Here is a 20,562-nt window from a genome sequence, read left to right as displayed (position 1 = left end):
TTATCAAATGGGGACATAAACGATGTGTTTTGTTTCGAAAAATTCTTCCTCGAAATAGTCAGAGAGCGCATACACTTCGGCACTAAGCCTTGTTTCCTGGATCTCACCGCGTAAATCCCCACCCTTTAAATATAGGATGCCGTTGGGAACGGCATTCCGGTCTTTTTTTAAGAACCTATTGGCTACCCAGGGGTAGAATTCGGCAAGTCGGGTAACAGCACGGGACACCACAAAATCGTATTTCTCGTCCAATTGCTCAGCCCGGATGTGATCGGCTTCTACATTGTCTAGGCCAATGGTCGTCGCCACTTCGCGTACCACCTTGATTTTCTTGCCAATGGAATCAACCAGATGGAAATGGACCGCCGGAAATAGAATAGCCAGCGGGATACCGGGGAATCCGCCCCCCGTGCCGACATCCAATATCCGCGTACCGGGTACAAAGTCGGTAAATTTGGCGATTCCTAATGAATGTAGTACATGGTGGAGGTATAGGCTATTGATATCCTTACGTGATACGACATTGATTTGCGCATTCCAATGCGGATACAGTTCACCCAATTGCCGAAATTGCTCCCGTTGTTTTTCAGTGAGTTTTGGGAAATAGCGATAAATGATATCGACACTTGGGATTATTTCCATTTTACTTCCTTTCTGAATAGCGCAAAAAAACCGTTAATACAGATATAATTGTAATAACAAGCATCCAAAAACGGAAGCCACCATATCAGCCCCCTTACCTGAAGTTTCTTCATGATTGGGAAATAAACAATAAGTTGCGCCAACAACCGGAATAAGTAAATTCCAAGTATAACATACCAATACTGCGGGTATATGATCACCGTGGGAATGGCGACTATATAAAAGAGAAATGCGCTTGTCAGCTGGGTGGCCAGCATCCGGCGATGCGAAGCCTTATAGGCTTTTGAAGCACCTGCATGTCGGGTTTTCTGCCGTGAATATGCCGAAAATGTAGTCTTGGGCTCGCTCCATACCTGCGCTTCGGGATGGATGCAAATAACGGTATTATGCGGGGATGCATTTTGGTTTACAAAAAGATCGTCATCCCCCGAAGGAATATGCATGTGGGCAGCGAACCCCTTACCCCTGAAGAATAAACTTTTGGTATATCCGAGATTACGTCCCACGCCCATATAAGCTTTCCCCCTCAGCGCATAGGAGAGGTAGCTCATGGCCGTGTGAAAGGTTTCGAAGCGGATCAAGGCGTTCAACAAGCCCGGTTTTTTGTTGTAAGGTGAATATCCCAATACGATTTCCTCTCCGCCACTAAAAGAATTGGCCATGTGCCGAAGCCATTGATCGGACTGCGGAATGCAATCTGCATCTGTGAAAACTAGGTGTTCGTATTGAGCGCCTTTGATTCCCAAGGTGACGGCGAATTTCTTTCCGTGTTTGAGACGTACATGTTCGGCGATTTCTACCACCTTGAGGTGGTTGTATTGCGCGCGCAAGTCTGTCAGTAACCATTTTGTATCGTCTTCTGAGAAATCGTTAACGAGGATTACTTCGAACTGTGGATAATCCTGGGTGAGGATTTTTGGTAGCTTGTGCCTTAGATTTTCTTCTTCATTACGGGCACAGATAATTACAGATAGTGGCGGTGTAGCGTTTTTTTCTTGTTTTGGCGCGTTTTTGTAGAACGCGAGCCGGCTGTATACAACTAACAGAAAATACAATTGGATAACCAAAAGCAATCCACATGCCCCCACCAATAGGATGAATGCATTTCCGGTTATTTGGTTGAATAGTTCCATATCAGTTGCCAAATATAGACTTTTATCCCCTTAGTTTTTCCTATTTTTGCGCGATATTCAGTAGGATGAAATTTACCCTTCAGGCAAAAGACACGCAATCCAAGGCACGAGCTGGTATCGTGACGACCGCGCATGGAACTATTGAAACTCCTATTTTCATGCCGGTGGGTACCGCGGGTACAGTGAAAGCGGTTCACCAGCATGAACTGGTGGATGATGTTAAGGCCCAAATCATTCTTGGCAATACGTACCACTTGTATCTTCGCCCGGGCCTGGATGTGTTGCAGCGTGCTGGTGGTCTTCACCGGTTCAATGGCTGGGAAGGACCTATATTGACTGACAGCGGTGGTTACCAGGTGTATTCGTTGACCGAGGTGCGCAAAATCAAGGAGGAAGGGGTGACTTTCCGCTCGCATATCGACGGTTCCAAACACCTTTTTACGCCAGAGAACGTGATGGATACTCAGCGTGTAATCGGTGCTGATATTGTGATGGCATTTGATGAATGTACGCCATACCCTTGTGATTACCAGTACGCTAAGCGCTCTTTAGATATGACCCACCGCTGGCTCAAGCGTTGCTGTGAGCGATTTGATGGCACGGCACCGTTATATGGCTATGAACAAACTCTTTTTCCTATTGTGCAGGGTTCGGTTTACCGTGATTTAAGGGAGAAATCGGCAGAAGCAATTGCTGCCTTCGAACGCGATGGCAACGCAATTGGCGGGCTTTCTGTGGGAGAGCCGGCAGAAGAAATGTATGCCATGACCGAAGTGGTGTGCAATATACTCCCAGCCGATAAACCTCGTTACTTGATGGGGGTAGGTACGCCGGTTAATATCTTGGAGAATATCGCCTTGGGCATTGATATGTTTGACTGCGTCATGCCGACGCGAAATGCACGCAACGGTATGTTGTTTACCAGAAATGGGATCATCAATATCAAGAACAAGAAATGGGAGGCGGATTTCTCTGCCATAGATACTGAAAGCGACCTGTTGGCGGATCGGATGTACAGCAAGGCCTACCTAAGGCACCTCATCCGCTCGCAGGAAATTCTTGGTGCGCAAATTGCATCATTGCACAACCTGCATTTTTACCTGTGGCTGGTCAAGGAGGCCCGTGCGCACATCATGGCAGGGGACTTTCTATCATGGAAAAACAAGATGGTCAGGCAATTGGGCGAAAAACTATGAAGTGGTTGCGTGTATCCTATTTAAATACGATTGATCGGTATATCATCGGCAAATACCTGAGCACATTTGCATTTACCATGGCTATTTTTACAGTCGTGGCTGTGATTTTCGACATATCTGAGCGCCTGGATGATTTCATGAAATATAAGGCACCCCTTTCTAAGATTGTATTCGAGTATTACGCAGGGTTTGTGCCGTTCTATCTCAATATGCTTTCGCCACTGATCAATTTTATTGCTGTAATCTTTTTCACCGCGAAAATGGCAGACCAAACCGAGATCGTTCCGATTTTGAGCGGGGGGATGAGTTTCAACCGGTTCATACGACCATATATGATAGCCGCCTCGGTTATTTTTGTCCTCAATTTCGTATTCAGCGTATATATCATTCCGCGTACCAATAAATTGAAAGTGGGTTTTGAACGTGTGTACGTAAAGCCAGTGACTAACAATACCAAAAGTTCGACCCACATGCAGATTGACGATGATAGTTATGTCTATATCGATAATTTTGACAATAACCGAAAAGTAGGATATAATTTCGTGCTTGAAAAGTTTGATGAGGGGGAGATGACTGAAAAGCTCATGGCTGATCGTATTACATGGGATTCCGTGAAAAATAACTGGCGCATTGAAAATTATACCATTCGAACCATCGACTCTCTCAAGGAGGAAATGACCAAAGGAACAAGCATGGATACCCTGTTGGATATGACACCGCGGGATTTCGAAGTGTATGACAATATTTTTACGGCAATGAACATGAATGAGTTGAATGCCCGTATAGATAAGGAGGAGACCAGAGGTACGGGGATGATGACCGACCTGTTGTTGGAGAAATACAAACGGTTTGTGACTCCGTTGGCAGCTTACGTGCTCACATTGATGGGCGTAGCGCTTTCGTCAAAGAAGGTAAGGGGCGGAATTGGTTTAAGTCTTGGAATTGGCATCGCATTAAGCTTCACGTATATCGTATTCATTCAATTTGCCACAATGTTTTCGCTAAAGGGCGGATTAACACCAATCATTGCGGTTTTCATTCCTAACGTGATTTTCGGACTGCTTGCCTTTTACCTTTTGCGTAAGGCACCCAAATAATAAGCAATACAATGGGAATCCCTGCTCCTGGCCGTAACCTACTCATTCTCCACCTCACTGTTATGGTGTGGGGTTTTACCGGGATTTTGGGTAATCTTATTTCCATTTCGGCCATTCACCTGGTGTGGTATCGCGTGCTTATCGCTGCTGCATCGTTAGCACTCTATTTTTGGTTTAGGGGATATCCCTTTGCTGTGGGTAGGAAAGCGTTCATCCAGTTTTTTCTTACCGGCGGACTTGTTGGCTTGCATTGGGTGCTTTTTTTTGAGTCGATCAAGGTTTCCACGGTTTCAGTCACGTTGGTGTGCCTGTCGTCCGTTACACTATTTACCGCAATCATTGAGCCGTTGTTTTACAAGCGGCGGACTTCCAAGACGGAGGTGTTCGTGGGGTTGCTTATCGTTATTGGTATATACCTTATTTTTAAGTTCGAAAGTGCATATATCCGGGGTATCACCCTGGGGCTGGCGGCGGCACTGGCTGCGGCGTTGTTTGGTACCATCAATTCGAAATTGGTGAAGAAAAACGGCGCTACGATCATCAGCCTCTATGAAATGCTTGGTGCATGGGTTTGGGTATCCGTGTTTATTCTAGTTTCGGGTGGCTTTGACCACAACATGAAGCCAACAAGTGGCGATTGGGCTTATTTGGTACTGTTGGGTACAGTATGCACATCGGTTGCCTATGTTGCTGCTGTCTCCGTTATGAAAGAGATCAGTGCCTTCCGTGTGGCCCTAGCCAGTAACCTGGAACCGTTATACGGTATTTTATTGGCTTGGTTGTTTTTCGGTCAAAGCGAAAAGATGAGCGCCGGCTTCTATGCCGGCGCGATAATTATTTTTTGTGCTGTATTTCTATACCCTTTGGCACGTTATCGATTTCAAAAGAAATACTGACTTTCTATACCCACTGTTCTGATATCTTCCTGCCGTAATGCGTGCCATAGGGGAAATGCGGGGAGAAGTTAATGCGCTTTTTTGTTGAAATTTAGTTACGCTTAAGCGTAGTCAAATACGGCGTCTTTGCTTTCCAACTCAGAATAACCCATAAGGTATTCATCTACTTTGCGGGCACACTCTCGGCCTTCGGATATGGCCCATACCACAAGCGACTGTCCACGTCGCATATCACCGGCCACAAAAATACGATCTGCAGACGTTTGGTATTCGCCTTCAACGGCACGCACATTACCTCGTTCATCCAATTCCACACCCAATTGCTGGAGGAGACCTTCATGCTGCGGGTGCAAAAAGCCCATGGCCAGAAAGACCCGTTCGCAAGGTAATTCGCGCGCTGATCCGGCCACTTCGGTGAATTTAACTGGACGCCCCATTTGGTCGCGTTCCCATTCCAGGTCCACCACACGGATGGCTTTGAGATTGCCCTCGCCATCGCCAATAAATTCTTTGGTGCCGACACTCCATTGGCGCTCGCAGCCCTCCTCGTGCGATGTCGTAGTTTTGAGCAACATGGGGTAAGTGGGCCAAGGCATGGCTTCCGTACGGTCTTTCGGGGGTTGAGGCATCAATTCAAATTGGGTTACAGACTTGGCCCCGTGCCGGTTTGAAGTGCCCACACAATCTGACCCGGTGTCACCGCCTCCGATTACCAATACGTTTTTGCCCGTGGCCAGGATGTCGGCCTCTTCAAAGGTCGAATTACCCACACGTTTATTTTGCTGTTTCAGGAATTCCATCGCAAAATGTACACCGTTTAGCTCCCGGCCGGGGATGTTAAGATTACGTGGGATAGTGGATCCGCCAGCAAGTACTACTGCATCATAAGCTTCGAGTTCGGTAACGGGCACATTTTTGCCAACTTCGGCGTTGCAACGAAACTGCACTCCTTCTTCTTCTAGTAATTTTATCCGGCGGTCGATAACCCATTTCTCCAATTTGAAATCAGGAATACCATAGCGGAGCAGTCCGCCCGGCTTATCGTCCCGTTCGTACACTGTCACTTCATGGCCTACCTTGATCAATTGGGCAGCCGCCGCAAGCCCGGCAGGCCCGCTCCCCACCACAGCCACCCGTTTTCCCGTCTTTAGGTGTGTTGGCCGTGCTTTTATAAACTCTCGTTTGAAAGCGATTTCGATGATGTGCTTTTCAATTTCCTCGATGGCTACTGGTGGACGATTGATACCCAATACACATGCCGATTCGCAGGGAGCGGGGCAGATCCGTCCGGTAAACTCGGGGAAATTATTGGTAGATACCAATATCCGATATGCCTCTTCCCACTTGCCGTCGTACACCGCGTCGTTAAATTCGGGAATGACATTGCCCAATGGACAGCCCGAATGGCAAAACGGGATGCCGCAGTTCATGCACCGGGCAGCTTGTTTGTTCAGCTCTTCATCACTGTAAGCGTGTACAAATTCGTTGTATGTTTTTTTTCGGCTCGCTACGGCTTCTTTCTTAGGAAGCGTTCGCTCAAATTCTTTAAATCCCGTTGGTTTTCCCATCTTTTCTGCTATATCGTTGTTTATGCTTCGACTAATTTTGACCGCATCACATTTTTGTACTCCCTTGGGAATACTTTAATGAAACACGCCTTTTCCGTTTTCCAGTTTTTGAGGATACCGGTAGCACATTTACTTTCAGTAAGATGGATGTGCCGTTTTAGTAAGGCGATGATGGCTGTTTCATCCTCGGGTTCCAGTGGGTCGAGGTCTACCATCTCCATGTTGCAGTTGTCCCTGAATGTGCCGTTATGGTCATAGACCCATGCGATGCCACCACTCATGCCGGCCGCGAAATTCCGGCCTGTTTCGCCCAGTATTAATGCGCGGCCTCCGGTCATGTATTCACAACCGTGATCGCCCACGCCTTCTACCACCGCCGTAGCACCGGAGTTGCGCACCGCAAACCGCTCACCCGCCTGTCCGCAAACAAAGAGATGGCCCGAAGTCGCTCCGTATAAGGCCACGTTGCCAATGATAATATGCTCGTGGGGTACTCGTGGGCTGCTGTGATGCGGATAGATTGCCAATTGGGCACCCGATAAGCCCTTGCCCACATAATCGTTTGCCTCGCCCTCCAGTTCAAATGACAGCCCTTTGGCCGCAAAAGCACCGAAGCTCTGCCCGGCAGAACCGGTGAATTTGTAGTTGATCGTATTGTCGGGAAGTCCTTCGCCACCATAAATTTTGGAGACTTCGTTGGAAAGGAGTGTGCCGATCGTCCGGTCCGTATTTTTTACATTGAATGTGCCGAAAACCGGCGTTTTGCTCTCCAGCGCTTTACGAGCTTGCGTTACTAGGCCCCAATCGAGGATCATGTCCAATCCATGGTCTTGCTGCTCTGTTTGGTGTAGGCTATCGCCTGCACGGCTATGGGCAACATGGAGTATGCCGGAGAGGTCGAGCTTGTTTATTTTCCAATGGTCAATATTCTCCCGCTTCTTGAGAAACTGTGCTCGTCCTACCATTTCATTGATGGTGCGAAAGCCCAGGTCGGCCATGATTTCGCGGAGCTCTTCGGCAAGGAACCTGAATAGGTTAACGATATCTTCGGGCTTGCCCGTAAATAATTTACGCAATTCCGGATCCTGTGTGGCTACGCCGACGGGGCAGGTGTTCAAATGGCATTTGCGCATCATGATACATCCGCCGGCCACCAGCGCGGCAGTTGCCACCCCCCATTCTTCGGCACCCAGGAGCGTCGCGATGGCGATGTCCCTTCCGGTCTTGAGCTGGCCGTCGGTTTGTAATACCACTCGGCTACGCAAACCATTCCGCACCAAAGTCTGATGAGATTCTGCCAAGCCCAGTTCCCACGGCAATCCGGCATGCTTGATGGAACTGATGGGGGAGGCCCCCGTTCCTCCATCGTATCCGGCAATCAGGATAACATCCGCATGAGCTTTCGCTACGCCTGCGGCGATGGTGCCTACTCCGGCCTTCGATACCAATTTGACGTTGATGCGCGCATCGCGGTTTGCATTTTTGAGATCAAATATTAGTTGGGCCAAGTCTTCGATCGAGTAAATATCGTGGTGTGGGGGAGGAGAAATCAATCCAACGCCCGGTGTGGAATGCCTTACTTTGGCTATCCAGTCGTCCACTTTATGGCCAGGTAGCTGCCCGCCTTCACCCGGCTTTGCACCTTGGGCCATTTTGATTTGCAATTCATCTGCTTGGGTAAGGTAATGGGAGGTTACGCCAAAGCGGCCCGAGGCAACCTGTTTGATGGCAGAACGCATCGAATCGCCATTGGGTAGTCGCTTGTAGCGCATCTCATCTTCACCGCCTTCGCCGGTATTGCTTTTGCCACCGATGCGATTCATGGCTATTGCCAAGGTGCTATGCGCTTCATGGGATATGGAGCCAAATGACATGGCGCCGGTAGCGAAGCGTTTCATGATATTTTCGGCCGGTTCTACTTCATCGATACTGACTGGCGTGCGGTGCCTGGCAAAATCGAGCAGCCCCCGCAGGGTGTACATGCGTTCTTTCTGGTTGTTAATATGTGCCGCATACTTCTTATAGGTTTCGTAATCGTCCGTGCGGCAGGCCCGTTGAAGTAAGTGTACGGTGTCCGGATTGAAGAGATGTGCTTCGCCCCTCCTTTTCCACTGGTAAATGCCTCCTTCAGGTAGCAAATCTTTTGCGTTGCGCGAGCTTACGAAACCCCGATGGTGCTTACTAAGTACCTCCCGAGCAATGTCATCGAGATCCAGGCCGCCAATACGTGATACAGCACCACAGAAGTAATTGTCTACCACATCTTTGTTGATACCCAGTACTTCGAAAATCTGTGCGCCGTGATAAGATTGTAGGGTGGATATGCCCATCTTGGAGAAGATTTTAAGCAAGCCGCCACATACCGCCTTCACATAATTCTTAGCGAGTTGTGGCCAGGTCAAGTCGGTCTCCAATATTTTTTGCTCTTTGAGCGTCCGGATGGTGGCCAGCGCCATATAAGGGTTGATAGCCGTTGCACCGAAGGCCAGCAGGCACGCAAAATGATGAACTTCCCATACATCGCCGCCTTCCACTACCAGGCCTACTGCACCACGGTGACCGGTTTTGATCAGGTGGTGGTGTACGGCCGATACCGCTAATAAGGAAGGTATGGCGGCATGCTGGGAGTCGATGGCTCGGTCGGACAGTATGATTACCTCAAAACCATCACGCACAGCGTCTTCTGCATAACGGCAAAGACGATCTAGTCCATCCTTAAGTGCGCCCGGTTTTCCGTTGGCTTTGAAGTAACATTGCAGCGTTTTGGCTTGGAATACGCCGGTGTCAATACTGCGGAGCTTCTCCAGCTCCCTGCTGGTCAAAATGGGATGATCCAAGGAGACGCAGTGGCAATGCATTTTATTTTCATCCAAGATGTTTCCCGCGTTGCCGATAAAAGTAGCTAAACTCATCACCAGTCGTTCCCGTATCGGATCAATGGGTGGGTTGGTCACCTGTGCAAAGAATTGTTTGAAGTAACTCGATAGATGCTGCGGGTGATTAGAAAGCACCGCTAGCGGAACGTCCGTGCCCATGGAACCCACGGGTTCCTTACCATCGATTGCCATAGGTGTAAGGATGCTTTCCACATCTTCCCTTGAATAGCCAAATATCTGTTGATATTTGAATACCGATTCTTTGGAAAGATAGGTAAAGGTAACCCTGGGTTCGGCAAGTTCTTCCATTCGGATTTTGTATTGGTCTAGCCAATCCGCGTATGGCTGTCTGGCCGAAAGTTCGCCCTTCACCTGTTCATCGGATAGGATCTCGCCTTTCTCCATATCGATGAGGAGGATTTTTCCGGGTTGCTGCCGGCCTTTTTTGATGATGGTGCGCTCGTCTACCGGGAGGGCTCCAGCTTCGGACGCCACAATGATGCGATCGTCTGAAGTAATTGCAAAACGCAATGGCCGCAAGCCATTGCGATCCAGCATCGCTCCGATGGTTGTTCCGTCGGTGAAGCAAAGCGCAGCCGGGCCATCCCAAGGTTCCATCAACGTGGCGTGATATTCATAGAATGCCTTTTTAAGTGGGTCCATCTGGGTATTTCCGTCCCATGCTTCGGGCACCATCATGAGCATGGCATGGGCTACGCTGCGTCCGCTATGCAGCAGTAGCTCCGCTACATTATCCAGACAGGCAGAGTCCGATTGATGCCCATCTACCACCGGGAGTAAAATCTGCATTTCTTCCTCCGTAAAATAAGGGGAAGATAGTGAACGGAGACCTGCATAAAACCAATTTAGGTTTCCAGTCAATGTATTGATTTCGCCGTTGTGGGCTAGCATGCGGAACGGCTGGGCTAGTTGCCACGAGGGGAACGTATTGGTGGAAAAACGAGAATGGACCATGCCGAAAGCAGATACGACCCGCTCATCCGAAAGTTCGGGAAAATATGAGCCAACCTGGTAAGTGGTCAGCTGACCCTTATATACGATGACTTTACAAGATAGTGAGGCGATATAAAGTTCGCTGGTCAGCGCTTGGTTTTCCCGGGTTTTTTTTGCGATGAGCCGCCTCAATACGAAGAGTTTTCGTTCAAAGTCTTTCGTAGTGGTAACGTCTGCGGGACGAGAAACAAAAAACTGTACAATTTCTGGTTCCACGCTCAACGCCGTGCTGCCGATACCATCAGGGTTTACGGGGACACGCCTGAACCCCAAGAAATCCATGCCTCGTTCCTCGGTAGCACCTTGGATGATCTGCCTGCAAATATCATTAGCTTCGGCATCTTTGGGTAGAAAAGCCATGCCGGTGCCGTAATAACCGGGCTCAGTGAGCTGAATACCCAGTGATATGCATTCTTCCCATAGGAATTCATGTGGTAATTGTAGCATGATACCGGCACCATCACCGCTCTCCGGATCACAACCACATGCACCACGATGTTCCATATTTTCCAACATGGTTAACGCATCCTTTACTTGCGTATGGGTCTTGTTCCCTTTGAGGTTTGCAACAAACCCCACTCCACATGCATCGTGCTCAAAATCAGATTGGTAAAGCCCTTCCTGTTGTTTTAATATATCAGTCATTCTATTTAGTTAACCAAATTCGATTTGCTAAATTACTAATTAATCATTTAATATTTCAATTTTTTTCAATCTTTTATCATTATTATTGATAATTACCTATTATTTATACTTTTTATTGATAATATGTTAAAAACATGTGGTTTGAATTGTTGACTTTGCAATAATAGAACGGTATCGTTAAATATGTGCTTAATTCGGTCAAATCGCGGTATTGGTTTGCCCGTATTTATGCCTTACATTTGCGCCATGGTTACCTATAGAATCACCGGGGGCTATATCCCCTTAATCCAATTGCTGAAGGCACTCAATTGGGTGGAACACGGTGGCGAGGCCCAGGCTGCAGTGTCATCGGGATCTGTGAAGTGCAATGGTGAGGTAGATTATCGTAAACGTCTAAAAGTAAGGCCGGGAGATGTTGTGGAGTTTAGTGGAAAGCAGGTGCGTGTAATTGAATAATAACGAGTTAGGGATGAAGAAAATTGCAATTATATTATTGACGGTGCTATGCGCCTGCCAGGGAAATCAAAAGAATAACAATAGATCCTATGTCTTGGTCATTCCGGTTGAGACGTATTCAAAAAAAGGATCGGATATCATGGTTGAAAAAATTGAAACGGATACCGTTGAAGTACCCTCAGCGCTGGCTGCTTATTCCAAGGGTATCCAGAAATACGCAGCCGTGTTGATGCATGTTGAGCAGTTTCCCGATTCGGTAAAAGGAGTGAAAGGCATAAACATATGGGATGACCAGGGAAACGATGTCGTTCCTGCCATTCCGCAGCACCAACGCGATAGTATCATTATGAATTTTATCCAATTTGCAAGGCGTTCGGATATTCCCTATTATGATCGGGTGAAGGATTTTGAATTAAAATTGATGTTAGCAAGATAGTATAGCGTTGATGAATCAATATAGCATACCAAGTACGGGCTACGATGTGTTTTTTGATGATACATTGGCTGAGCTGGGGGCGTTCATTCGCACCAATCGTTATACAAAAATACTGATCCTTACTGACCGGAATACAGCCATACATTGTTTGCCGGTTTTTCAATCCGCCATGCCTGGATTCGAGGGATACGATGTGATTGAGGTAGATCCAGGTGAGGAGAATAAAAATATCGACTTCTGTGTGGGTATTTGGAAAATGATGCTCGACTTTGGTGCGGACCGCCAGAGCTTAATGATTAACTTGGGAGGCGGGGTCGTGACCGATATGGGTGGGTTTGCAGCCTCTACTTTCAAACGAGGAATCGATTTCGTACAGGTACCTACCACATTGCTATCACAAGTGGATGCTTCCGTTGGAGGCAAAACGGGGATTGATATGGATAATGTGAAGAACATCATCGGTACTTTTGCTCAGCCAAAAGCTGTATTTATCGCAGCAAAATTTCTGGAAACGCTGGATAATCGGCAGCTGGTTTCGGGATTTGCGGAGGTGATCAAACATGGGCTGATTGCGGACGAAGCATTTTATGAAAAGGTGAAGGGGTTGGATGCAGTTGCGTTATCCTTGGAACATATCAAACATTCGGTAGTCATCAAAAATGATGTCGTGACTCAAGACCCCTTTGAAAAAGGATTGCGTAAAATATTGAATTTCGGTCATACAATCGGCCATGCCATCGAGGGATATTCATTGGCCAATGACAGCAAACCGTTGCTGCATGGTGAAGCCATAGCTGTGGGCATGATCTGCGAAGCTTATCTAGCTCACCGGATCAATGGGTTGGACGATGACGCACTGGCTGATATCATCCGTACGTTCCGTATGCATTTTCCCGATTACCAATACGGCCAGGAAATTTATGCGCAGTTAATTGCCCTGATGAAAAATGATAAAAAAAACACGGGTCATCATATCGGATTTGCGTTGCTCAATAAAATCGGCGCATGCGATATCGACGTATTTGTGGAGGAGGGGCTAATTAAGGAGAGCCTTGATTTTTACAGGGAGTTGGTCGGTTGATGTAGGAACGTAGTGATTGATTTTGCCGTGCGTTGGGACGCACCCGGTTCCCCCATTTTTTCCATGAGTAAATCATAATTCTCAAAAATATTGTCGCGATACTCGCTGTTATTGATGAGTAGGTCCAATTCATCTGCAATGCGATCTACATTGCAATCTTTCTGGATTAATTCACGGACAGCGAGCATATCGGTAATCAGGTTAACGAGCGAAATGAATCGCACCTTAATGACCATCCGGGCTATGGCAATGGAAATCGGATTGGCTTTGTATACCACCACCTGGGGCACCCGCAGCAGCGCTGCCTCCAATGTAGCGGTTCCGCTGGCCACTACGGCCGCTTCGGCGTTTTTAAGGAGGTCATATGTGGCATCGAATACGATGGGTAGTTCGAGTCCGGATAGGTGTTGTTTGTAGTATTCCTCGGTAAAGTTTGGCGCACCGGCTATGACGCAATGGTGTGCAGGGAAGAGGCGAGACACATTCGCCATAATGGGCAATAGCCGGCTGATTTCCATTTCGCGGCTACCCGGTAATAGCGCGATGATCGGCCTGCCGGTAAGGCGATGTTCCTCAAGGAAATTCGGGTTAACGGCGTGTTTTGCAATGGCATCCAAGAGGGGATTGCCCACATATTCTACTTCCATGCCCCATTCCCGATAGAAATCAACTTCGAAGGGGAGGATGCAAAATAGCTTGTCGACCACCTGTTTGATCTTCAATACGCGCCGTTGGTTCCATGCCCATACTTTAGGCGAAATGTAATAGCATACCCTTAGTCCATTCTTTTTGGCAAATTCGGCAATTTTGAGGTTAAACCCCGGGAAATCAATAAGTATCAACGTGTCGGGTTCGTAAGCGGACACGTCTGCTTTAACGATACGAAGATTCCGGCTTATGGTACGGATATTGGCCAGGACTTCCACAAATCCCATAAAAGCCATTTGCGAGGTGTGGATGACTGCAGTTTGCCCGGAAGCATGTTGCATACGATCTCCACCCACGATACGGAACTCAGCTGCTGTATCGAACTTCTTCAGCGCATCGATCAGGTTGGCACCATGCAGGTCACCCGACGTCTCTCCGGCGATGATGTAGTATTTCATTATATCCCCAATTCGATCTGGAAGGTCGCCCCCCAGTCATTACCGTCGTGATCGGTACGGTAAATGCCGTCCTTGGTTTGGTAATGGGCGTTGAGTTGGAGTTTGAGCCGGTGTGCACGGAAATATTTCGTCAATCCGAGTTCGACGACTTCGGTTTGCTTTTCAAGGGTTTGGATGTCTGCATGTGGCTTGATCCAGGTATAACGCCCAGCGAGTTCGTAGCCCAGGTCCTTGTTCAACACGTAGGAGAGTTGTTGGTTCACGCCCTTTCCCTTGAATGCATACGCGAGCTCCCCTTCGGGATCCGCGGTGATGGGGTCATCCACATCCCGTTGCATGTATTCTACCTGGTAGGCCCAGCCCCTGTACTTGAAAATAGCATCGTAAAACGATGTTTTTAAGGAGAGGGGGCTGCTAAGGAATTTTCCCGTTTGTCCGCCCGATCGGGTGGTACGGTCATTGAAGCTGTAACCGCCACCGATGGATAGCTTGGGTGTCTCTTCATATTCGAGGTCGCCCTCGTAATAGTCGCCCTCATTGGTAAATTCACCCAACGGTAGAAATTCAGCACGTCCGGTATAGGCCAGACCGTCGTCGGTCACGTTGGCTACGCGTCCTTCACCGGTGCTGATGGCGCCTTTTAAGTGGACGGGCACCGAGCCGATTTTGGGCGAGTAATAAGCTTTGATGCCGAAATCGCGATCGATGTTGAAGGTGGCATTGACGAGCGACCGTTCTGCAAATTGCAGCTCGCCCGACGAGTTTACGCGTTGTCGGTTGCCGGGGAGTTTGTTCTGTCCGAAGGCGACGTAAAAATTATCTGTAAAATTGTAGAAGATCACGGCGTCGCGTACGATATTGGGTACGTCCGTATCATCGTAATCCTGGTCACCGCGAGTGAATCCTAATTGGATGCTATAGGAGAGCTTAGGGTTGTAGATGTAACCATCCATACGTAGACGCAACCTCCTAATCCGCGCCTCGAAGCTTTCCGCGCCGAAATCTTCACCGCTGATTGAAGTGTATTTTAAGCGACTCTGCATCCTGAACCGGAAATTGATGTAGAATGTAGAATCATCACCTGTGAATTGAATGCCTTTAAAATTTTCAATCGTTGGGCGTTCATCGCTTTGACGTTGCGCCATCGCTATGAATGTTGTGCCTAAGATCAAAAGCGAAGTTAAGCATGAAAGGAAAGTCTTGTTCATCCGTAAGTGATTTATGATAAATTATAGTGATCCTTAGAGAGGCCCGCTAAATTTCAGGCTCCTGTTGACTGAGGCAATGCCAGCTGCCAAGCCCCCAAATAATGTCAGTACTGTCTATGCCTACTACTTTACGACCCGGGAAGCACTTAGCTAACGTATCCAGCGCTTGTTGGTCATTTTTGTCGTCGCGGTAAGTAGGTACCACTACCGCTGCGTTGGCAATATAGAAATTTGCATAAGAGGCTGGTAATCGCTGCCCTTCATAGCTTACGGGTTTCGGCATTGGCAATTCAACGATATGGAGTTGTTTTCCATCCACCAGCCGCATTTTTTTGAGCAATAGAAGGTTCTCTTGCAAAATGCCATAGTTCTCGTCTGTACGATCCTCCTCGACTACGGTCACTACGGTATCGCTATTCACAAAGCGCGTGATATCGTCAATGTGGCCGTCGGTGTCGTCACCCACGATACCGTCCCCAAGCCAAAGAATTTGGGATGCCCCATAATATTCATATAGATATTCCTCGACCTGGTACTGGCTCAGGTGAGGATTACGATTTTTATTCAGCAAACATGCCGTTGTGGTCAAGATCGTGCCCTGCCCGTTGAAATCGACCGAGCCACCCTCCATAACGATGTTGGGATGGTAGACCGGAATATCCAGTGCGCCGCCTACGCGTGTAGGAATGACATCATCCTGTTCATAAGGTGGGTATTTTCCGCCCCAAGCATTATAACCCCAATCCACAATGATTTTTTTAATAGCTGCATTTGGATTGATCAGGAACGCCGGGCCGTGGTCTCGGCACCAGGCATCGTCCGTCGGATGGTGATGAAAGGAAATCCTCGCCAGATTTACACCGGCTTCTATCAAATGGGTGGACGCAAACTTTTCCATCGCCGCGTCAGCCACATTAATGCAGACCTGTTCGCCGACAGATACTTCCTTAATAAACTGGCAATAGGGTCGGTATACATCGTTGAGTCTGCCCGGCCAACTGGCTTCTTTGTGGGGCCAACTTAACCAGGTGGCCCGATGTGGGTGCCATTCGGCAGGAAAATAGTAACCTAACGCATGTGGGGTCGGAATCGTCATTGGTACAAATAAACAGCGGATTTTTGGAAAAAAATGGGAATGTGATTTCCTAATTACTCATCGATAAATCTTTTCGTGATAGGCTGGTAGCTATCAATTCTACGATCGCGGAGGAAGGGCCAATGTTTGCGGAAATAATCCGATTGCGACAAATCCACTTCGGTAACCTCGGTTTCTTCGACGTCATGCGAGCCAAGGTAAAGTAATCGGCCCTGTGCGTTTGTAATAAAGCTACCCCCCCAAAACTTCATGGCGCCAGCTTGCTCGAATCCTACCCGGTTTACACTCACGACGGGAATGCCGTTGGCTACCGAGTGGCTACGCTGGATGGTCTGCCACGCATTGTATTGGTCTTGATTGGTTTCCTCATCTTGATCCGTAGCCCAGCCGATAGCGGTAGGGAAAAATAAGACCTCCGCCCCCATCAATGCGGTGATACGTGAGGCCTCGGGATACCATTGATCCCAGCAGATTAGCACACCGATGGTCGCGTATTTAGTTTTGAACACTTTATAGCCTAAGTCACCAGGAGTGAAGTAGAATTTTTCGTAAAAGCCCGGATCATCAGGAATGTGCATTTTACGGTATTTTCCAAGGTAAGTGCCGTCAGCATCAATGACCGCTGTGGTATTGTGATATAGGCCCTCGGTTCGCTTTTCAAATAGGGAAGCGATGATGACTACCCCCAGTTCGGCGGCTATAGTTTGCAGCGCTTCCGTTGATGGGCCGGGAATGGCCTCTGCCAATTCAAAATTGTCATAGTCTTCTACATCGCAGAAATAAAGCGATGTAAATAACTCCTGCAGACACACAATCTGAGCCCCCTTGGCAGCTGCGACACGAATCTGCTCAACAGCCTTTTTCAGGTTCGAAGCCTTGTCTGCCACGCAACTCATCTGCACCGTTCCGATTTTCACTTTGGTCATAATGCGCTTTTTTTAGTCGTGCAAAGGTACTACTTATTACAACAGTAAAAAAGCCAACAAGTTTGAAAGGGGGGAGTAACGCCACTTCATAGCCCCGGGTTAAATTCCCCTGGCGACAAAGTGGCGTTGTGTCAACATGGTAACCGTCAATACGCTAGTTCGTACGCTGCAACTTCATTTTTGAGGAAGGTAGGGACGATGACAAGGTTTTTGCCGGGCACAAACCCGATATCTGCTGTATTCGATTTTTCGGCTTGTGTATCAAGCAATACCGTGGTTTCGCTGCCACGGATAAAAAAGATCTCGCCATGCCACCTACTAGCCACAAACGTGCTATCGTTTAATATCACCAGCCCATCGCCACCGGTTACTTGCGTGTTGATGGTTTCTTGTGTGTAGTTGCCATCACTGCTGAATTTTTTCAGCCCCTCACCGTCCAACGCATATAAATGGCCAGCATGGCATTCCAGTCCGTTTACGCCGGTGTTGGTGGTGGATATAGTCTCGTAACTGCCGTCCGTTGCCAATGCGTAGATGCGACCTGTCCGGCTATCCGAGAAATACACTTGTTGTCCATCTGTAGCCACATCATTCAAGAAGACAGCGCTATCCACAGCAATTGTCTTTTCGATGGAAGCCGATGCGACATCGATGATCTTAACTTCGTCGATGTCCGTTACATATAGTTTTCCGCCGATAAGGGCCATGCCCTTAGGTGCATGGAGGTTGCCTTCCGCCCATCTGAGATCGCGTACGGTGCCGTCGGTATTGACGACGGAAATGAATCCGTCGTTATCTTTTTCACCGGCTTTGGTATTGCCGTTGGAGACATAAATGACGTCAGCTGAAGGGTCGTACAGGGTGGATTCCGAACCGGTGAATACAGTGTCGGTTTTCCAAACCTGGGTAAGTTCGGGCGTGACGGGCGTTTCGTCCGTACCCCCATTTTGACTGCCTGCGCATCCTGATAAGGCTAAAGCCGCAGCTGCTGCAAAAAGAAATGAATTGTTCATAGTCGTTAAGGATTTATATGTTAGCAATATGCAAATTGGCAACCAATCCATCGATTACCGCATCAATAGATCATCAAATCTTCAAACCCTACAACTCCTTGCGTAACCGTGCAACGGGAATTCCCATGGCTTCCCGATATTTGGCCACCGTACGGCGGGCGATGGTATATCCCTTTTCCTTCAGTATTTCGGTGAGTTTTTCATCTGCGAGCGGTTTCCGCTTATTTTCGTTGGAGATGCACTCCTCTAATATTTTTTTCACTTCCTTATTGGATACCTCTTCGCCGCTGTCTGTTTGGATGGCTTCCGAGAAAAATGACTTCAACAGGAATGTCCCGAATTCTGTCTGCACGTATTTGGAATTGGCCACCCGGGATACGGTAGAGATATCCATATCGATGCGATCCGCTATATCTTTAAGGATCATCGGTTTAAGTTGGCGTTCGTCGGCAGTGAGAAAATAGTCGTATTGATAATTCATGATGGCATTCATAGTTTTTAACAACGTTTGCTGCCGTTGTTTGATGGCATCGATAAACCATTTTGCCGAATCGAGCTTTTGTTTGACGAACTGCACGGCCTCCTTCATTTTTTTGTCTTTTTGCGCGGCCTTATCATAGTGATCGAACATTTCCTGATAGGAGCGGCTTACGCGGAGCTCGGGAGCGTTTCGCGCATTGAGTGTTAGGTGGAGCACGCCATCATTGTTGCTGATGTGGAAATCGGGGATGATATGGAGTTGCTTACCCGCTACGGCACCCGAATCACCGGGCTTGGGATTAAGTTTGAGGATCTCGTTGACGATGCCTTTGAGCTCTTCCGAATTAATATTGAGCGAGCGTTCCAGCTTGTCGTAATGTTTTTTGGTGAACTCTTCAAGATGGTTTTCCACGACGGCGATCGCCTTTTTGATGATGGGATTCTCCTGATCTTTTTTGCGCAGTTGGATCAGCAGGCATTCCTGGAGATTGCGCGCGCCTATTCCCGCCGGGTCAAATTCTTGAATGATCCGTAATAGATCTTCCACCTCATCTTCCTCGGCTATGACGTTTTGGGCAAAAGCAAGATCATCGATGAGGGAGGAGATGGGGCGTCTGAGGTATCCATCATCGTCCAGACTGCCGATGATTTGCTGTCCAATAAGGAAATCCCTGTCTGACAGCGCAAGTAGGTCCAACTGCTGCTGGAGATTTTCGAAAAAGGAGTTTTGAATGGCAATGGGGATTTCTTTGCGCTCGTCTTCATCGTCGCCATTGTTACTTTGGCTGGAACCGTAGTCGTTGACGTCGTCGGCTTGCAAATAATCATCCACATTGAACTCATCAAGTTCTCCGGGTTGGTCATCTTCGCTAAAACTCTCGTCTGGGTCTTTATCCGGATACTCCTCCGCTGGCTCGTTCATGTTAGCCAGGCTGATATCTTCCAGCGCAGGATTTTCTTCCAGTTCTTCCTTAATGCGGGTGTCCAATGAGACGGTTGGTACCTGCAGCAATTTGATAAACTGGATTTGCTGAGGAGATAGTTTTTGTAATAATTTTTGTTGTAAAGTCTGTTTTAGCATAATCTATTCACTTCACAAACATACAGAAAATAGGGCAAACCTGCATGGGCTGCCATTCAAAAAAGAAGCTGTACAGTTTAGCAAACTTCATCCTCACTCGCAACAATGCTGCGCGGTACATAAAACAACAAAGCCCACGGCGATTAAGCCGCGGGCTTTGTTGTACAAGTGGTATCGTTGTTTTTAAAGTTGTTTAACCAATTTGTCGGCCAACACTGATTTGGGCACTGCCCCAATCTGCTTATCTACAATTTGGCCATCTTTAAAGAAAAGTAGTGCAGGTATATTGCGGATACCGTACTTGACCGAAATGTCGGGGTTATAATCGACATTTACCTTGCCAACAACGGCCTTACCGTCATACTCTTTTGCCAATTCTTCCACAATTGGACCTACCATGCGGCAAGGGCCGCACCATTCTGCCCAAAAATCCACCAATACAGGTTTGTCTGATTTAAGTACAACTTCATCAAAGTTGCTGTCTGTGATCTCTAATGCCATGATGTTTTGCTTATTTTATTTATTCGCCTATTTGCTATTCGTATTTCCGACTTTCCGATTCTGAAACATCGGGTTCTGCAAAGATAGTGAACAAATTCATTGCCAAGCCTT

The 20,562-nt window shown here is 47.8% G+C and carries 17 protein-coding genes; 6 read left to right on the top strand and 11 right to left on the bottom strand.

Features of this window, described 5'->3' with window-relative positions:
* Window positions 1-3: 3 nt before the first annotated feature.
* Together rsmG and IEV98_RS16685 are read right to left on the bottom strand one after the other, a co-directional pair.
* The gene (gene rsmG / locus IEV98_RS16690; RefSeq protein WP_188507152.1) at window positions 4-642 is read right to left on the bottom strand and encodes a 16S rRNA (guanine(527)-N(7))-methyltransferase RsmG; all 639 of its coding nucleotides are present in this window, start codon (window positions 640-642) and stop codon (window positions 4-6) included.
* Complete coding sequence (locus IEV98_RS16685; protein WP_188507151.1) at window positions 633-1,775, bottom strand: glycosyltransferase; 1,143 nt, start codon at window positions 1,773-1,775, stop codon at window positions 633-635. The genes rsmG and IEV98_RS16685 overlap by 10 nt, the downstream gene beginning before the upstream one ends.
* Window positions 1,776-1,840: 65 nt before the next feature.
* On the opposite strand from IEV98_RS16685, the gene tgt reads away from it, so the two are divergent.
* The 3 genes from tgt to IEV98_RS16670 are packed head-to-tail and all read left to right on the top strand — an operon-like array spanning window position 1,841 to window position 4,964.
* On the top strand, window positions 1,841-2,971 hold the full coding sequence (gene tgt, locus IEV98_RS16680) for a tRNA guanosine(34) transglycosylase Tgt (RefSeq protein WP_188507150.1): 1,131 nt from the start codon (window positions 1,841-1,843) through the stop codon (window positions 2,969-2,971).
* Window positions 2,968-4,068, top strand: a complete 1,101-nt coding sequence (locus tag IEV98_RS16675; protein WP_188507149.1) for an LptF/LptG family permease — start codon at window positions 2,968-2,970, stop codon at window positions 4,066-4,068. Before tgt ends, IEV98_RS16675 begins: the two co-directional genes overlap by 4 nt.
* Before the next feature lie 11 nt (window positions 4,069-4,079).
* Window positions 4,080-4,964: a DMT family transporter gene (locus IEV98_RS16670; protein ID WP_188507148.1), complete on the top strand. Its 885-nt coding sequence runs from the start codon at window positions 4,080-4,082 to the stop codon at window positions 4,962-4,964.
* A gap of 101 nt (window positions 4,965-5,065) precedes the next feature.
* On the opposite strand, the gene IEV98_RS16665 is transcribed toward IEV98_RS16670, so the two are convergent.
* The gene (locus IEV98_RS16665; protein WP_188507147.1) at window positions 5,066-6,532 is read right to left on the bottom strand and encodes a glutamate synthase subunit beta; all 1,467 of its coding nucleotides are present in this window, start codon (window positions 6,530-6,532) and stop codon (window positions 5,066-5,068) included.
* Between the two features lie 20 nt (window positions 6,533-6,552).
* A complete protein-coding gene (gene gltB, locus IEV98_RS16660) occupies window positions 6,553-11,067 on the bottom strand; it encodes a glutamate synthase large subunit (RefSeq protein ID WP_188507146.1) in 4,515 nt (1,504 codons plus the stop codon).
* 246 nt (window positions 11,068-11,313) lie between these two features.
* Between gltB and IEV98_RS16655 the strand changes: the two genes are divergently transcribed.
* The 3 genes from IEV98_RS16655 to aroB are packed head-to-tail and all read left to right on the top strand — an operon-like array spanning window position 11,314 to window position 13,040.
* Complete coding sequence (locus IEV98_RS16655) at window positions 11,314-11,523, top strand: RNA-binding S4 domain-containing protein (RefSeq protein WP_188507145.1); 210 nt, start codon at window positions 11,314-11,316, stop codon at window positions 11,521-11,523.
* A gap of 13 nt (window positions 11,524-11,536) precedes the next feature.
* Window positions 11,537-11,959, top strand: a complete 423-nt coding sequence (locus IEV98_RS16650) for a hypothetical protein (protein ID WP_188507144.1) — start codon at window positions 11,537-11,539, stop codon at window positions 11,957-11,959.
* 10 nt (window positions 11,960-11,969) lie between these two features.
* A complete protein-coding gene (aroB, locus tag IEV98_RS16645; protein ID WP_188507143.1) occupies window positions 11,970-13,040 on the top strand; it encodes a 3-dehydroquinate synthase in 1,071 nt (356 codons plus the stop codon).
* Here aroB and lpxB read toward each other — a convergent pair.
* The 7 genes from lpxB to trxA all read right to left on the bottom strand — a co-directional run bounded on the left by lpxB (window position 13,019) and on the right by trxA (window position 20,451).
* A complete protein-coding gene (lpxB, locus tag IEV98_RS16640; RefSeq protein WP_188507142.1) occupies window positions 13,019-14,146 on the bottom strand; it encodes a lipid-A-disaccharide synthase in 1,128 nt (375 codons plus the stop codon). The genes aroB and lpxB overlap by 22 nt on opposite strands.
* On the bottom strand, window positions 14,146-15,354 hold the full coding sequence (locus IEV98_RS16635; protein ID WP_188507141.1) for a porin: 1,209 nt from the start codon (window positions 15,352-15,354) through the stop codon (window positions 14,146-14,148). Before IEV98_RS16635 ends, lpxB begins: the two co-directional genes overlap by 1 nt.
* A 46-nt stretch (window positions 15,355-15,400) precedes the next feature.
* Complete coding sequence (locus IEV98_RS16630; RefSeq protein ID WP_188507140.1) at window positions 15,401-16,450, bottom strand: agmatine deiminase family protein; 1,050 nt, start codon at window positions 16,448-16,450, stop codon at window positions 15,401-15,403.
* 53 nt (window positions 16,451-16,503) lie between these two features.
* The gene (locus tag IEV98_RS16625; protein ID WP_188507139.1) at window positions 16,504-17,376 is read right to left on the bottom strand and encodes a carbon-nitrogen hydrolase; all 873 of its coding nucleotides are present in this window, start codon (window positions 17,374-17,376) and stop codon (window positions 16,504-16,506) included.
* 146 nt (window positions 17,377-17,522) lie between these two features.
* Complete coding sequence (locus IEV98_RS16620; protein WP_229738801.1) at window positions 17,523-18,389, bottom strand: YncE family protein; 867 nt, start codon at window positions 18,387-18,389, stop codon at window positions 17,523-17,525.
* An 88-nt stretch (window positions 18,390-18,477) separates the two neighbouring features.
* On the bottom strand, window positions 18,478-19,950 hold the full coding sequence (rpoN, locus tag IEV98_RS16615) for an RNA polymerase factor sigma-54 (protein WP_188507138.1): 1,473 nt from the start codon (window positions 19,948-19,950) through the stop codon (window positions 18,478-18,480).
* Between the two features lie 183 nt (window positions 19,951-20,133).
* Complete coding sequence (gene trxA, locus IEV98_RS16610) at window positions 20,134-20,451, bottom strand: thioredoxin (RefSeq protein WP_188507137.1); 318 nt, start codon at window positions 20,449-20,451, stop codon at window positions 20,134-20,136.
* Window positions 20,452-20,562 lie beyond the last annotated feature (111 nt).

The organism is Parapedobacter pyrenivorans, from assembly GCF_014636865.1.
GTDB lineage: Bacteria > Bacteroidota > Bacteroidia > Sphingobacteriales > Sphingobacteriaceae > Parapedobacter > Parapedobacter pyrenivorans.
Note: the sequence above shows the minus strand (reverse complement) of the source record. Positions and strands in the feature narration are given on the sequence as shown.